The sequence below is a fragment of the Micromonospora sp. WMMD710 genome, from assembly GCF_029626045.1.
Classification (GTDB): domain Bacteria; phylum Actinomycetota; class Actinomycetes; order Mycobacteriales; family Micromonosporaceae; genus Micromonospora.
This window is the reverse complement of the sequence record NZ_JARUBD010000001.1, coordinates 2,342,787-2,358,095: the sequence shown is the minus strand read 5'-3', so window position 1 is coordinate 2,358,095 and position 15,309 is coordinate 2,342,787. Positions and strand designations below refer to the sequence as shown.

The 15,309-nt window shown below is 73.6% G+C and carries 5 protein-coding genes; all 5 read left to right on the top strand.

Translation table 11 applies throughout. From position 1 onward, the window contains the following. The first annotated feature begins 10 nt into the window (after nucleotides 1-10). Genes O7620_RS10910 through O7620_RS10890 form a run of 5 tightly spaced genes read left to right on the top strand, consistent with a single transcriptional unit; the run spans nucleotide 11 to nucleotide 15,243 of the window. Nucleotides 11-5,464, top strand: coding sequence for a type I polyketide synthase (locus O7620_RS10910; protein WP_278122943.1), 5,454 nt, complete (start codon nucleotides 11-13; stop codon nucleotides 5,462-5,464). Between the two features lie 23 nt (nucleotides 5,465-5,487). After that, entirely contained in the window at nucleotides 5,488-6,441 is a 954-nt protein-coding gene (locus O7620_RS10905; RefSeq protein ID WP_151488462.1) for a TauD/TfdA family dioxygenase, read from the top strand. Continuing rightward, complete coding sequence (locus tag O7620_RS10900) at nucleotides 6,441-6,629, top strand: MbtH family NRPS accessory protein (RefSeq protein ID WP_151488463.1); 189 nt, start codon at nucleotides 6,441-6,443, stop codon at nucleotides 6,627-6,629. The genes O7620_RS10905 and O7620_RS10900 overlap by 1 nt, the downstream gene beginning before the upstream one ends. Further along, complete coding sequence (locus tag O7620_RS10895) at nucleotides 6,626-9,742, top strand: amino acid adenylation domain-containing protein (RefSeq protein ID WP_278122942.1); 3,117 nt, start codon at nucleotides 6,626-6,628, stop codon at nucleotides 9,740-9,742. The genes O7620_RS10900 and O7620_RS10895 overlap by 4 nt, the downstream gene beginning before the upstream one ends. Next, entirely contained in the window at nucleotides 9,739-15,243 is a 5,505-nt protein-coding gene (locus O7620_RS10890; RefSeq protein WP_278122941.1) for a non-ribosomal peptide synthetase/MFS transporter, read from the top strand. Before O7620_RS10895 ends, O7620_RS10890 begins: the two co-directional genes overlap by 4 nt. Nucleotides 15,244-15,309 lie beyond the last annotated feature (66 nt).

The following is a 15,309-nucleotide window of genomic DNA, read 5'->3' as shown; positions in this document are numbered from 1 at the left end:
GGACAGCCTGATGAGCAACCCGACCACACGGCCCGACGACGCCAATGACCTGGCGGACGAGGGCATCGAACCGATCGCGATCGTCGGCCTCGCCGCGCGCCTACCCGGCGCCGCCGACGTGCGCGAGTTCTGGCGCAACCTGGTCGACGGCGTCGAGTCGGCGACCGAGCTGACCCGCGAGGAGCAGTTGGCCCGGGGCGCGACAGTCAACGAGGTCGACGATCCGGGCTGGGTCAACCGCGCCCCGCTGGTCGACGGGTACGACGAGTTCGACGCCGGGTTGTTCGGGATGACCAGCCGGGAGGCCGAGCTGACCGACCCGCAGCACCGGCTGTTCCTGGAGACCTGCCACACCGCGCTGGAGGACGCCGGCTACGACCCGTCGCGCTACGACGGCGCGGTCGGCGTGTACGCGGGCACCGGCGGCAACACGTACCTGCAGCGCAACGTGCTGCGTAACCAGCGGGCCGGCGGTAACCCGCACACCGCGGTGTCCATCGCCACCGGCAACTCGCCGAACTACGTGGCCACCAACGTGTCGTACCGGCTGGACCTGCGTGGGCCCAGCATGACCGTGCACACCGCCTGCTCGACCTCGTTGGTCGCCTTCCACCTGGCCTGCGAGGCGCTGCGCAACGGCGAGTGCGACATGGCCCTGGCCGGCGGGGTGAACATCGAGCTGCCGCACGTCGGCTACCTGGGGATGGAGGGCTTCACCTCGCCTGACGGCCGGTGCCGCCCGTTCGACGCCGACGCGAACGGCACGGTGTGGGGCAGCGGGGTCGGGGTGACCCTGCTCAAGCGGCTCTCCGACGCCATCGCCGACGGCGACACCGTACGCGCCGTGGTGCTCGGCAACGCGATCAACAACGATGGCGCCGGCAAGGTCGGCTTCACCGCGCCGAGCGTCGACGGGCAGATGGCGGTGGTCGCCCAGGCCGTGGCGATGGCCGACGTCGACCCGCGCACCATCACCTACGTCGAGGCACACGGCACCGGCACGGCGATGGGCGACCCGATCGAGGTGGCCGCGCTCTCCGCGGTCTACTCGAAGGACACCGACGAGCGGGGCTGGTGCGGCATTGGCTCGGTGAAGTCGAACATCGGGCACCTCAGCCAGCCGTCGGGCATCGTCAGCGTGATCAAGACGGTGCTGGCCATGGAGCACGGTCTGATCCCACCGACGATCAACTTCGAGACGCCGAACCCGGCGGTCGAGTTCGCCGACACCCCGTTCTTCGTGGCGAACACGCTGACCAAGTGGGACGCCGACGGCGGGCCGCGCCGGGCGGGGGTCAGCTCGTTCGGCATCGGCGGCACCAACGCGCACGTGGTGCTGGAGGAGGCGCCGGCGGCGTACCGGGACGACCGGCGGGTGCGCCCGGCGCACCTGCTCCAGGTCTCCGCGGCCACCCCCACCGCCCTGGACGCGGCGGTGCGGCGCCTCGCCGATCACCTGGACAGCGCGGCCGACGCCGGGCCGGAGTACCTCGCCGACATCGCGCACACCCTGCGCGTCGGCCGCCGGCAGTACGCGCACCGCCGCGCGGTGGTCGCCACCGACCTGGTTTCGGCTGCCGCCGCCCTGCGTGCCCGCAAGCGCGGGCCGGAGCCGGTGACCGTCAGTCCCGCCCCGAAGGTGGGCTTCCTGTTCAGCGGTCAGGGCGCCCAGTATGCCGGCATGGGTGCGCAGCTCTACGCCGAGCAGCCCAGCTTCGCGGCCGCCGTCGACGAGTGCGCCGAGCTGCTCCGCCCCGAACTCGGCCTGGACCTGCGTGACCTGATCCTCGGCCGCGACCCGGCGGCGGGGGAGCGCCTCGTCGAGACCCGCTACACCCAGCCGGCCCTGTTCACCGTCGAGTACGCCCTGGCCGTCCTCTGGCAGGCCGCCGGGGTGCGGCCGGCCGCGATGATCGGCCACTCCATCGGCGAGTACGTCGCCGCCACCATCGCCGGCGTGCTGAGCCTGCCCGACGCGCTGCGGGTGGTCGCCGGTCGGGGCCGGCTCATGCAGTCGGTGCCGACCGGGTCGATGCTGGCGGTGGCGCTGGACGAGTCGGTGGTCGCCGCGCACCTGCCCGCGGAGCTGGCGGTCGCCACCGTCAACGGCCCGGGCACCTGCGTGGTGGCCGGCCCGACCGCCGCGGTCGAGGCGTTCGCCGCCACGCTGGACGGCAAGAGCAAGATGCTGCGCACCTCGCACGCCTTCCACTCGCCGATGATGGACCCGATCCTGGCCGATTTCACGGCGCTGATGGGCACGGTCACGCTGCGCCCGCCGACGCTGCCGTTCCTGTCCAACGTCACCGGCGCCTGGATCACCGCCGAGCAGGCCACCGACCCGGCGTACTGGGCTGCGCACCTGCGGCAGCCGGTCCGGTTCGGCGACTGCGTCGCCACCCTGCTGACGGCGGGCACCTGGCAGCTGCTTGAGTGCGGCCCCGGCCGGCAGTTGGCCAGCCTGGCCCGGATGCAGGTGGCCAGGGCCGCCCCGGAGCAGCGCCAGCTCGCCCCGCTGAGCAGCCTGCCCGGGCCGGGCGACGGCACCGGCGACCTGGCCACCCTGCTCGGCGCCGCTGGCGCGCTCTGGTCCGCCGCCGTGCCCGTGCGCTTCGACGACGACCCGGCGGCCCGGCGGGTGCCGCTGCCCACATACCCCTTCGAGCGCCGCCGCTTCTGGCTCGACCCGGATCCGGAGCAGCCGGTCGTGACCGCCCCGGTCGAGGTGGGGCCGCGACCGTTGCCGCAGTGGTTCGCCGTGCCGGTGTGGCGGCAGGCCGCGCCGCTGCCGCCGACCGTGCCGCTGGGCCGCTGCCTGGTGTTGACCGCCGGTCCGCGCGGCGACGCGCTGGTCGCCGGCCTGCGGGCCGCCGGCGCCGACCCGGTCGTGGTGCGCCCCGGCGACGCGTTCGCCGCCGACGGCGACTACCGGCTCCGCCCGGGGGTACGCGCCGACTACGACGACCTGGTGGCCGCGCTCACCGCTGACGGTGGCGTGCCGCCGGCCCGGGTGGTGCACGCGTTCACCCTCGACGGCGTACCCGCCGGCATCGACATCGCGGCGACCTGGGCGGCCCAGGAGTGGGGCTTCTTCAGCGCTCTGCACCTCGTGCAGGCGCTCGCCGGCGCCGGCCTGACCGGTGCCGAGGACGGCGTCGCCCTGGAGCTGGTCACCACCGGCACCGGCGACGTACGCGGTGACGACCTGCGCCGACCGGAGCACGCCACCCTGGCCGGGCTGGCCCGGGTGCTCCCCGCCGAGCTGCCCGGCCTGAGCGTCCGGCTCGTCGACGCGGATCCGTCCGACGACGGTGTCGCGGCGGTGGTCGCCGAGCTGCGCCGCCCCCGGGAGCCCGAGGTGGCCCTGCGGGGTGGGCGGCGCTGGCGGGCCGACGTGGAGCAGGTGACGATCGACGCGGAGGGGGATCCGGGCGCGCTGCGCGACGGCGGCCGGTACCTGATCACCGGTGGTCTCGGCGGCGTCGGCATCACCCTGGCCGAGGACTTCGCCACCCGGGGGCGGGCGAAGCTGGTGCTGCTGGCCCGCTCCGGGCTGCCCGAGCGCGAACGGTGGGACGACCACCTCGCCGTGCACGGCGACGACCGGGCGGGGCGGGCCATCGCGGCGATCCGCCGGATGGAGTCCGCCGGCGCCGAGGTGCTGGTGCTCGCCGCCGACGTCACCGACCCGGCGGAGCTGCGTCGGGTCCGCGACGCGGCGCTGTCCGCGTACGGCGGTCTGGACGGCATCGTGCACGCCGCCGGCCTGCCCGGTGGTGGAATGGCCGAGGTCAAGGAACGGGACGACGCCGAGCGGGTGCTCGCCCCGAAGCTCGCCGGCACGCTCGCCCTCGCCCAGGTCTTCGGCGACCTGCCGCTGGACTTCGTGGTGCTCTGTTCGTCGATCACTGCTGTCGTCGGCGGCTTCGGGCAGGTCGACTACTGCGCCGCCAACGCGTTCCTGGACGCGCACGCCCGCTCCGGCGCGGGCTGGCGGTCGCCGGTGCTGTCGCAGAACTGGGGTGGCTGGGCCGAGGTGGGCATGGCCGTGGAGACCGCCGCGCCGGCCGGGTTCCGGGCGGCCGGTCGTGACACGGTGACCAGCGCGGTCGACCACCCGGTCCTCGCCACGAAGGTCACCGGGCCGGCGGAGACGGTGCTGCACGGCCTGGTCTCGGCCAGCAGCCACTGGATGCTCGACGAGCACCGCATCGGCGGCGTGCCGGTGGTCCCGGGCTCCGCGCACCTGGAGGCGGTGCGGGCCGCGGTGGTCGACGCGCTGCCCGCACCCGGCCCCGACGCGGCGGTGGAGTTGCGGGACGTGGTCTTCCTGGAGCCGTTCGCGGTGCCCGACGGCACGGTCGCCCAGTACCGGGTGGAGTTCATGCCGGCCGATGACGGGGGCACCGAGTTCGTCGTGCGCAGCCTGGCGGGTGGTCGACTGCGCACCCACGTCCGCGGTGTGGCCGGCTGGACCGACGAGCCGGCGCCACCGGCACGGGCGGCGTCCGCGGTGGGCCGCCGGGTGGACGACGACGCCTCGTTCGGTCGGGGCCGCGGCAGCATGCTCACCTTCGGGCCGCGCTGGGCCGCCCTGCGCGAACACCACCTCGCCGAGGACACCGAGCTGGCGGTGATCGAGGCGCCCGCCCCGGCCGTCGCCGAGCTGCCCGCCTGGGGCCTGCACCCCGCGTTGCTGGACGTGGCGACCGCGTTCGGCCGGGGCCAGGGCAGCGGCACCTACCTGCCGCTGTCGTACGGCCGGATCGTGGTGCGCGGACCGTTGCCGACCCGGTTCACCAGCGAGCTGCGGCACCGGGCGGGTGGCAGCGACGAGGTGGTCGTCGCCGACCTGTCGCTGCGTGACCCCGACGGGGTGGAGCTGGTCGCCGTCAGCGACTTCGTGCTGCGCCGCGTCGACCGGGACGCGGTCACCGGCGGTCTCGTCCAACTGTCCGAGGTGGACGCGCCCACGCCGACCTCGACCGAGGACATCCGGCCGGTGGACGGGGCGGAGGCGTTCCGGCGCAGCCTCACCGCCGGCCTCGGGGCCCAGGTGGTCATCGCCACCAGGACCGTCGACGACATCCGCCGCCGGGCCGGCCGGGTCACCACCGACACCCTCACCGCCGACGACGCCACCCCCGCCGCGTCCGGCGGCGGCGCGGCGCCCGGCACCGAGTTGGAGTCCGTCATCGCCCGGGTGTGGCAGGACGGGCTCGGCGTGACCGAGGTCGGCGTCGACGACGACTTCTTCGCCCTGGGCGGCAACTCCCTGGTCGCGGTGCAGCTGATCGCCGCGATGCGCAAAGCGACCGGCGTGCGGCTGCCGATGCGCAGCCTGTTCGACACCCCCACCGTGGCCGGGCTCGCCGCGCGCATCGAGGAGCTGCGCGCCGCCGCCGTCGACGAGCCGGCCGCCCCGGCACCGATCCCCACCATCCCGCGACTGCCCCGCGCCTGACGAGAAAGCAGGACCGAAAAGCCATGAGCGACACGATCGCCACGCTGCCCGTGGTCGTCGAATCCGACGGTCGGGCGTTGACCGACCTGATCACCGACCGCCGCGCCGAGCTGCGGGCCACCCTGGCCGAGCAGGGCGGGTTGCTGTTCCGGGGCTTCGACGTGGGCGGGGTGGACGGCTTCGACCGGGTGGTCCGGGCGTTGTCCGGTGAGCCACTGACCTACACCGAGCGGTCCTCACCACGGCACGCCATCAAGGGCCGCGTGTACACCTCGACCGACTACCCGCCGGACGAGGAGATCTTCCTGCACAACGAGAACTCGTACCAGGCGCGGTGGCCGCTGACGCTGTTCTTCTACTGCATCACCGCGCCGCAGACGTTGGGCGCCACCCCGCTGGCCGACATCCGCCGCGTCTACCAGGAGATCGACCCGGCGGTCCGCGAGGAGTTCATCCGCCGTCGCTGGATGCTGATGCGCAACTTCCACGAGGACTTCGGTACCACCTGGCAGCACGTCTTCGGCACCGAGGACCGCTCCGAGGTCGAGGCGTACGCGGCGGCGAACCGGATCACCCTGCAGTGGGTGGGCCGCGACGGGCTGCGGACCCGGGCGGTGCGCGACGCCGTGCACCACCGGCCCGGCTCGGACGTCCCCCGCTGGTTCAACCACGCCACCTTCTTCCATGTGAGCAGCCTGGCCAAGGACCTCCAGGAGGGGCTGCTGGCCATGTTCGGCGCCGACGGGCTGCCGTCGAACACCTACTACGGCGACGGCGGCGAGATCCCCGCCGACGTCATGGACCACCTGCGCGCCGCCTACCGCGCCGCCAGCGTCCGTTTCGACTACCAGCGCGACGACGTGCTGGTGGTGGACAACATGACCGCCGCGCACGGCCGGGAGCCGTTCACCGGCCCCCGCAAGATCGCCGTCGCGATGGCCGAGCCGCATACCCCCGACACCGATGGAGCACAGTGATGTCCGAATCCCGATTCCTGGTCGTCCGCAACGACGAGGAGCAGTACTCCATCTGGGCGGCCGAGCGGGACCTCCCCGCGGGGTGGTACGACGAGGGGTTCGCCGGCACCCGCGAGGAGTGCCTCGCGCACATCGACTCCGTCTGGACCGACATGCGTCCCCGTTCGGTGCGGGAGACGGCGTCATGACCCGGGAGTGGACCTTTCCGGCCTCGTTCGCCCAGGAGCGGGTGTGGACGGCCAACCAGCTCGACCCCGGCTCACCGGTCTACAACATCTCCGCGCCGTGCCGCTTCCCGGTCGGTGTCACCGCACCCCAGGCCGCCGAGATGTTCGCGCTGGTGGTCGCCCGGCACGAGGCGCTGCGGACCCACCTGCGGATGGTCGACGGCACGTTGACGCAGGTCGTCCGGGCCGTCGAGCCGCTGAAGCTGGCGGAGTTGGACCTGAGCGCCCTGCCCGCCGACGAGCAGGACGCCCGCTACGACGAGACATTCGCCGAGCTGGCCCGGACTCCGATCCCGCTGGACGCCCCGCCGCTGTGGCGGGCCCGGCTGGTGCACTTCGCCGCCGACCGGGTCGGGTTGCAGTTCGTGGTGCACCACGCGGTCTTCGACAGCCACTCCGCGGTGCTCCTCGACACCGAGCTGTCCGCGTTCGCCCGCGCCGCGCTGACCGGCGCGCCCGCCGACGTGCCCGTGCTGCCCATCCAGTACGCCGATTTCTCCGTCTGGCAGCGCGACCAGCTCAGCGGTGACGAACTGGACCGGCAGCTCGCCTTCTGGCGCGGCCACCTGGCCGGCGCGCCGGCCGTGACCACTCTGCCACTGGACCGACCGCGCCCCACCCAGCTCGGCTTCGCCGGTGACGAGGTCCGCTTCGACCTGCCCGACGGGCTGCTGGACCAGGTCGGTCGACTCGCCGCCAGCACCTCCGCCACCTCGTACATGGTGCTGCTGGCCACCTTCGCGGCCCTGCTGTCGCGGATCTCCGGCGACACGCGCGTGGTGGTGGGCGTCTCCACCGCTGCCCGGGACACCGCCGAGCTGACCCCGCTGATCGGGATGTTCGTCAACCCGGTCGCGCTGTGCTGCGACCTGACCGGCGACCCGAGCGTGACCGACCTGCTCGGCCGGGTCCGGGGCGGTCTGGTGGAGGCGATGGAGCACGGGCAGACCCCGTTCCAGCGGGTCGTCGAGGCCGTCGCCGGGCAGCGCGACCCGTCGGTGCAGCCGGTGTTCCAGACCGCGCTGAACTTCATTCCGGACTCCGGCCTGGACGTGGTGGCCCTGGGCACCACCAAGGACGACCTGGCCTTCGACATCACCCGGGGCACCTGCCGGCTGGTCTACCGCACCGACCTGTTCGACCGGGCCACCGCCGAGACGATCGTGGCCCGCTACCTGCGGTTGCTCACCGCCGTGGTCGCCGACCCGGCCACCAGACTGTCGGCGCTGCCCCTGCTCGACGACGCCGAGCGGGACCTGCTGCTCACCTGGACCGGCAGTGGTGGCGACGTGACCCCGAGCACCGTGGTCGCCGAGGTGCAGCGGCAGTGCGCCGTGACCCCGGCGGCGGTCGCGGTGCTCTGCGACGGGGTGGAGCTGAGCTACGCCGAGCTGTCCGCGCGGGCAAACCGGCTGGCCCGGCTGTTGGTCGAGCGGGGTGCCGGCCCGGAGACCGTCGTCGCGCTCCTGCTGCCCCGCTCGGCGGAGCTGCTGGTGGCGATCCTCGCGGTGCTCAAGGCCGGCGCGGCGTACCTGCCGGTGGACACCGACCACCCGGCGAACCGGATCGGCTACCTGCTCGCCGACGCGCAACCGACGCTGGTGCTGGCCACCGCGGGGACGGCCGCCCTCGCCCCGGCCGACGCGCTGGTGCTCGACGCCGCGACCGCCGCCGACCGGGCCGACACCGACCTCACCGACGACGACCGGCGGGCGCCGCTGCGCCCGGAGCACCCCGCGTACGTGCTCTACACCTCCGGCTCCACCGGCCGGCCCAAGGGTGTGCTGATGGAGCACCGGGCGGTCACCGCGTACCTGGCCTGGGCTCGGGACACCTACCCCGGCCTGGCCGGCACCGCCCTGCTGCACTCCCCGGTCACGTTCGACCTGACCGTGACGGGACTGCTCGGCACGCTCACCGCGGGCGGCACGGTCCGGCTGGCCGGCATCGACACTCCGGCCGCCCGGGCCGGTGGCCCGCCGACCTTCCTCAAGGTCACCCCCAGCCACCTGCCGTTGCTCGACGACGCGCTGTCGCCCACCACCGACCTGGTGGTCGGCGGGGAGGCGTTGACCGGCGAGCAGCTGGCCGCCTGGCGGTCGGCGCACCCGGACGTCGCCGTGGTCAACGAGTACGGCCCGACCGAGGCGACCGTGGGTTGCGTCGCCGCCCGGATCGCCCCCGGCCAGCCGGTGCCCGCCGGCCCGGTGCCGATCGGCCAACCCACCTGGACCACCCGGGCACACCTGCTCGACGCCGCGTTGAACCCGGTGCCGCCGGGCGTGGTCGGCGAGCTGTACGTCGCCGGGGCGCAACTGGCCCGGGGCTACCTGCGCAGGCCGGCGCTCACCGCCGAGCGGTTCCTGCCCTGCCCGTACGGGCCGCCGGGGGAGCGGATGTACCGCACCGGTGACCTGGCCCGGTGGCGGGCCGACGGGACGCTGGAATACCTGGGCCGCCGCGACAGCCAGGTCAAGGTCCGGGGGATGCGGATCGAGCTGGGCGAGATCGAGTCGGTGCTGCGCTCCCGTGCGGACGTGGACGCGGCAGCGGTGGTGGTCCGTGCCGACGCGGGTGAGCCGACGCTGGTCGCCTACCTGGTCGGCGACGTCGACGAGACGACGGTCGCCGCCGACCTGGCCCTGGACCTGCCCGCGCACCTGGTGCCGAGCGCCTTCGTCCGGTTGGACGCGCTGCCGTTGACGCCGAACGGCAAGCTGGACACCGCCGCGCTGCCGGCCCCGACGGTCGTCACCTCCGGCGGCTTCCTCGCTCCGCGTACCGACGCCGAGGCGCTGGTCGCCGAGGTCTACGCCGAGATCCTGCAGTTGGAGAAGGTCGGCGCCCTCGACGACTTCTTCGCCCTCGGCGGCAACTCGCTGCGCGGCATGCGGGCGATGGCGCGCATCCGCGCCGAAGTGGACGTGGACCTGCCGATGCGGGCGCTGTTCAGCAGCCCGGTGGTCGCCGACCTGGCGGCCCAGATCGAGCAGCGTATCGCCGCCGAACTGGACGAGCTCTCCGAAACCGAGGTCGCCGCTCTGCTCGCGGCGCAGAAGGACACCGGCTCATGACCGACGTGCAGGAAACCGCCCGCGACGCCGCCCGGCAGGCGCTGATCGCCCAACGGCTGCGCCGCCGGGCGTCCGGCGCGTCCGGCGCCCGGATCACTGGCCGTGCGCCGGACGCCGAGGTGCCGCTGTCGTACGCCCAGGAGCGGGTCTGGTTCATGGACCAGCTCGCGCCAGGGGAGGCGGCGTACCACATCGCGGTGCCGCTGCGGGTCCGCGGACCGTTGGACGTCGCGGCGCTGCGCCGCGCGCTGACCGATCTGACCCGGCGGCACGAGTCGCTGCGCACCCGGTTCCCGGCCGACGTCGACGGTCGACCGACGGTGGTGCTCGACGACGTGGTCGAGGTGCCGCTGACCGTGGTCGACGCGGCCGACGCCGCCGCCGCGCAAGCCCTGGTCGACCGGGCCGCCGCCGAGCCCTTCGACCTGGCCAACGGGCCGCTGCTGCGGGCCCTGCTGATCCGGCTGGCGCCGACCGAGCATGTGCTGTTCCTCGGCCAGCACCACATCGTCGGCGACGGCTGGTCGGTCGACGTGCTGCTGCGGGACCTGATCGCCCGCTACCGCGACGGGGAGCTGCCCGCCCTGCCGGTGCAGTACGGGGACTTCGCCGTCTGGGAGGCGCGGGAGCTGGCCGGGCCGGCCGCCCGCCGGCACCTGGACTGGTGGAAGGACCGGCTCACCGGGATCACCCCGCTGGAGCTTCCGCTGGACCTGCCGCGGCCGGCGACCCAGACCTACCGGGGGGACTTCGTCGAGTTCACCGTGGACCGGGCCACCACCGAGGGTCTGGCCGCGCTGACCCGCGCGTACGGCGGCACGCTGTTCATGACGCTGCTCGCCGCGTACCAGGTGTTCCTGGCCCGGCACGCCGGGCAGGACGACTTCGCGGTCGGCGCGTCGGTGGCCGGGCGGTCGGCGCCGGAACTGGAGGACGTGGTCGGCATGTTCGTCAACATGCTGCCGCTGCGCACCGAGTTGGCGGGCGACCCGACGTTCACCGAGCTGCTGCACCGGACCCGGCGGGCCGTGCTGGACGGGTTCGAGCACGCCGAGGTGCCGTTCGCCCGGGTGGTGCACGAGCTGGGGTTGCCGCGCGACGTCAGCCGCTCGCCGGTCTTCCAGGCGATGTTCGTGTTGCAGAACTACGAGATGGGCCGGTTCGAAGGGGTGGCCGACGACGCCGACGTCGCCTTCGAGTGGCATCCGATGGAGTTGCGGGCCACCCGTTTCGACTTTGAGCTGCACGCCGTCGAGACCGGTGCCGGGCTCTGGGGAAAGCTGGTCTTCAACACCGACCTGTTCACCCGGGCCACCGTCGAGCGGATGGCGTACCGGCTGACCACCCTGCTGCGCGCGGTGGCCGCCACCCCGGACCTGCCGGTGTCCGCGCTGGACCTGCTCGCACCCGCCGAGCGGGAGCTGCTGGCCGGGTGGAACGACACCGACCACGACTTCCCGCGGCAGCAGACGCTGCACGCTCCGATCGAGGAGTGGGCCGCCCGGACACCGGACGCGGTGGCGCTGCGGTTCGCCGGCCGCTCGGTGACGTACGCCGAGCTGAACGCGGCGGCGAATCGGGTGGCGCACCGGCTGCGCGCCGCCGGGGTCGGCCCGGAGACGCTGGTCGGGGTCTGCGCGCAACGGTCGGTGGAGGTGGTCGCGGGCCTGCTGGGGGTGCTCAAGGCCGGCGGCGCCTACCTGCCGCTGGACCCGGAGTATCCGGCCGACCGGCTGGCGTTCATGGTCACCGACGCCGCCGCGCCGGTGGTGCTGGTGCAGGGAGACCTGCGCGACGTGCTGCCGACGACCGACGCGAGCGTGCTCGTTCTGGACGACGAGTCGGTCTGGGCCGACCAGCCGGTCAGTGACCCGACGCCGACGGCCGGCCCGGCGAACCTGGCGTACGTCATCTACACCTCCGGTTCGACCGGCCGTCCCAAGGGCGTGCCGAACACCCACCGGGGCATCGTCAACCGCCTCGACTGGATGCAGCGCACGTACCGCCTCGACGCCGACGACGCCGTCCTGCAGAAGACCCCGGCCAGCTTCGACGTGTCGGTGTGGGAGTTCTTCTGGCCGCTGCGCGAGGGTGCCCGGCTGGTGCTGGCCGAGCCGGGCGGGCACAAGGACGCCGGCTACCTGCGCGATCTGCTGGTCACCGAGCGGGTCACCACCGCCCACTTCGTACCGTCGATGTTGACGGTCTTCCTCGCCGAGGACGGCGTCGAGGCGGCCACCGCGCTGCGCCGGGTGATCTGCAGCGGTGAGGAGCTGCCGCTCGCGGCGGCCCGCGACTTCACCGCGCGGCTGCCCGGCTGCGGCCTGCACAACCTGTACGGCCCGACGGAGGCGGCGATCGACGTCACCGCCTGGGCCTGCGATCCGGCGCTGCTGGCCGGGCTGACCAGCGTGCCGATCGGCGCGCCGATCAGCAACCTGCGCCTGCACGTGCTGGACGCCCGGGGCAACCCGTGCCCGGTCGGCGTTGCCGGTGAGCTGCACATCGGCGGGGTCGGGCTGGCGCGTGGCTACCACCGCCGGGCGGCGCTGACCGCCGAGCGGTTCGTGCCGGACCCGTTCGCCCTCGAGCCGGGTGCGCGGCTGTACCGCACCGGCGACCTGGCCCGCTGGCGGGTCGCGCCCGGCGGCCAGCCCGGTGGTGTGCTGGAGTTCCTCGGTCGAATCGACCACCAGGTCAAGCTGCGGGGCCTGCGCATCGAGCTGGGCGAGATCGAGAGCGCGCTGCGCGCCCAGCCGGGGGTGACCGAGGCGGTCGTGCTGGTCCGTGAGGACACGCCCGGCGACAAGCGCCTCACCGGGTACGTGGTCGGCGCGGCCGCACACGACACGGTGAAGGCGGCGCTGAAGGAGACGTTGCCCGAGTACATGGTGCCGGCCGCGTTCGTCACCCTGGACGCGTTCCCGTTGACCCCGAACGGCAAGTTGGACCGTACGGCGTTGCCCGCGCCGGTGGTCACCCGCGCCGCGTCGGTGGCGCTCGTGGCGCCCCGCGACGACACCGAGCGGCTGCTCGCCAAGATCTGGTCCGACATCCTCGGCGTGGACGCTCTCGGCATCGACGACGACTTCTTCGACCTGGGCGGTCACTCGATGCTCGCCACGCAGGTGGTGGCCCGCATCCGCAAGGCCGAGCACGGCGGCCGGCCGGTCGGCGTGATGGACCTGTTCCAGCAGCGCACCATCCGTGACCTGGCCGCCTTCATGTCCGGCGACGGCGGTGGCGACGGGCCACGTCGGCTGCTCTACGAGCTGACGAAACCCGTCCCGGCGGACCGGCGGGTCATCACGTACGTCTGCGTGCCGTACGGCGGCGGCAGCGCCATCGTCTACCAGCCGCTCGCGGACGCGCTGCCGGCCGGGCACGCGCTGTGGTCCCTGGCCATTCCCGGGCACGACGTGGGGCTCACCGAGGCCGCGCTGCCGTTCGACGAGCTGACCACCCGGGTCGCCGGGGAGATCCTGGAACGCGTCGAGGGCCCCCTCGCCCTGTACGGGCACTGCGGGGTGGGCAGCGCGATCGTCGCCGAGGTGGCCCGCAAGGTGGAGGCCGCCGGCCGGGACCTGACGGCCCTCTACATCGGCGCGATGTTCCCGTTCGCCCGCCCGAAGGGCATGTTCGCGGCGGTGCGGACCCGGCTGGAGAAGCTGCGCAGCAACCGGCACTACGCGAGCTGGCTCAAGTCGATGGGCGTCGACACCGACGAGCTGGACGCCGAGCAGGCCGACCGGATCATCAGCAACATGCGGGCCGACTCCCGTGCGTCCGAGGAGTACTTCACCGACCTGCTCGACCGGCGCGCGACGAAGCTGCGCGCCCCGATCATCTCGGTGGTCGGCTCGGAGGACCCGGTCACCGACTACCACACCGAGCGGTACGCCGAGTGGCAGTTCCTGAGCGACCGCCTGGCGCTGGTGGTGCTCGACCAGGCGGGACACTTCTTCCTCAAGTACCGGGCACAGGAGCTGGCCGAGATCGTCACCCGGGTCCATCCGGCGCTCGACGACGTCTCCGCGCTGACCCCGCAGGCGCGCGGTGAGGACGCCGGCTGGGCGGTCGTCGACATCCGGGGGGTCGACGCGATCGCCGAGCCGGAGCAGCCGCTGGTCCGGCCGAGCATGGCGCGGTTCGTGGCGGTGACCGTCGGGCAGCTCGTCTCCACCACCGGTTCGGCGCTGACCGCGTTCGCCCTGCCGATCTGGCTGTTCACCCGCACCGGGTCGGTGGCCGACCTGGGTCTGCTGTGGGCGCTCGCGCTGGTCTGCGGGGTGCTGATGCTGCCGGTCGCCGGGGCGGTCACCGACCGGGTCAGCCGGCGGAAGATCATGATGATCGCCAGTTGCAGCGCCGGATCGGTCCAGCTGGTGCTCGCCGCGCTGCTCTGGACCGGCAGCCTGGCGCTCTGGCACATCTACGTGCTGGTGGCGCTGAGTCAGGTGGCCGGGTCGTTCCAGCGCATCGCGTTCCAGTCGGCGGTGCCGCAGCTCGTGCCCAAGCGCTACCTGGGGCACGCGATGGGCATCACCCAGCTCTCCAACGGCTTTGCCATGCTCCTGATGCCGGTGTTCGCGGCGGGTCTGCTGGCCGCCATCGACCTCAAGGGCATCCTGCTGCTGGACGTGGCCAGCTACCTGGTCGCGATCGCCACTCTGGCCGTGGTCCGCTTCCCCGACCTGCTCGGCTGGCGGCCCCGGGAGCGGCTGCTCGTGGCCATCGCCAACGGCCTGCGCTACTCGTGGCGGCATCGCGGCTTCCGGCTGATGCTCGGCTACTTCGCGCTGGGCAACATCTTCCTGGCACCCGCCCTGGTGCTCACCACGCCGCTGGTGCTGTCCTTCGGCAGCGCCACGCAGGTCGCCCAGGTGGCTCTCGCCGAGGCACTCGGAGCGGTGGCCGGTGGCGTCCTCATGTCGCTGTGGGGTGGCCCCCGCCACCGCCGGATGATCGGTGTGCTGATCGGCAACCTCGGCACCGCCCTCGGCTGCGTCCTGGTCGGCCTGGACGCGTCGGTCGTGATGATCAGCGTTGGGGCGTTCTGGCTGGCCATGTCGATGACCACCGCGCAGTCCATCTACGCCACCATCGTGCAGGTCAAGGTGCCGCAACGCTTCCACGGCCGGGTGTTCAGCCTCAACCAGACCATCTCCTGGTCGACCCTGCCGATCGGGTTCGCGCTGCTCGCGCCGGCGGCCACCAGCCTGTTCGAGCCGCTGCTCGCCCCGGACGGGGCGCTCGCCGGGTCGGTGGGCGCGGTGATCGGCACCGGCGCGGGCCGGGGCATCGGCTTCGCGTACGTCTGCTTCGGCGCGGCCCTGGTCGTGATCACCCTGGGCGGCTTCGCGATCCGGCTGCTGCGACGCTTCGACCTGGAGGTGCCGGACTCGCTGCCCGACGACCTGATCGGGGCGCAGGAGCGGGAACGCCGGATGGCAGCCCGCGCCTCTCAGCGCGAGGAGGAACGGGTGCCGGTCGGGGTGTGACGGGGCGGGTGCCGGTGCGGCCGTGCCGGCACCCCGCGCCTGGGATCCGGACGAGTGGGGCGTCCG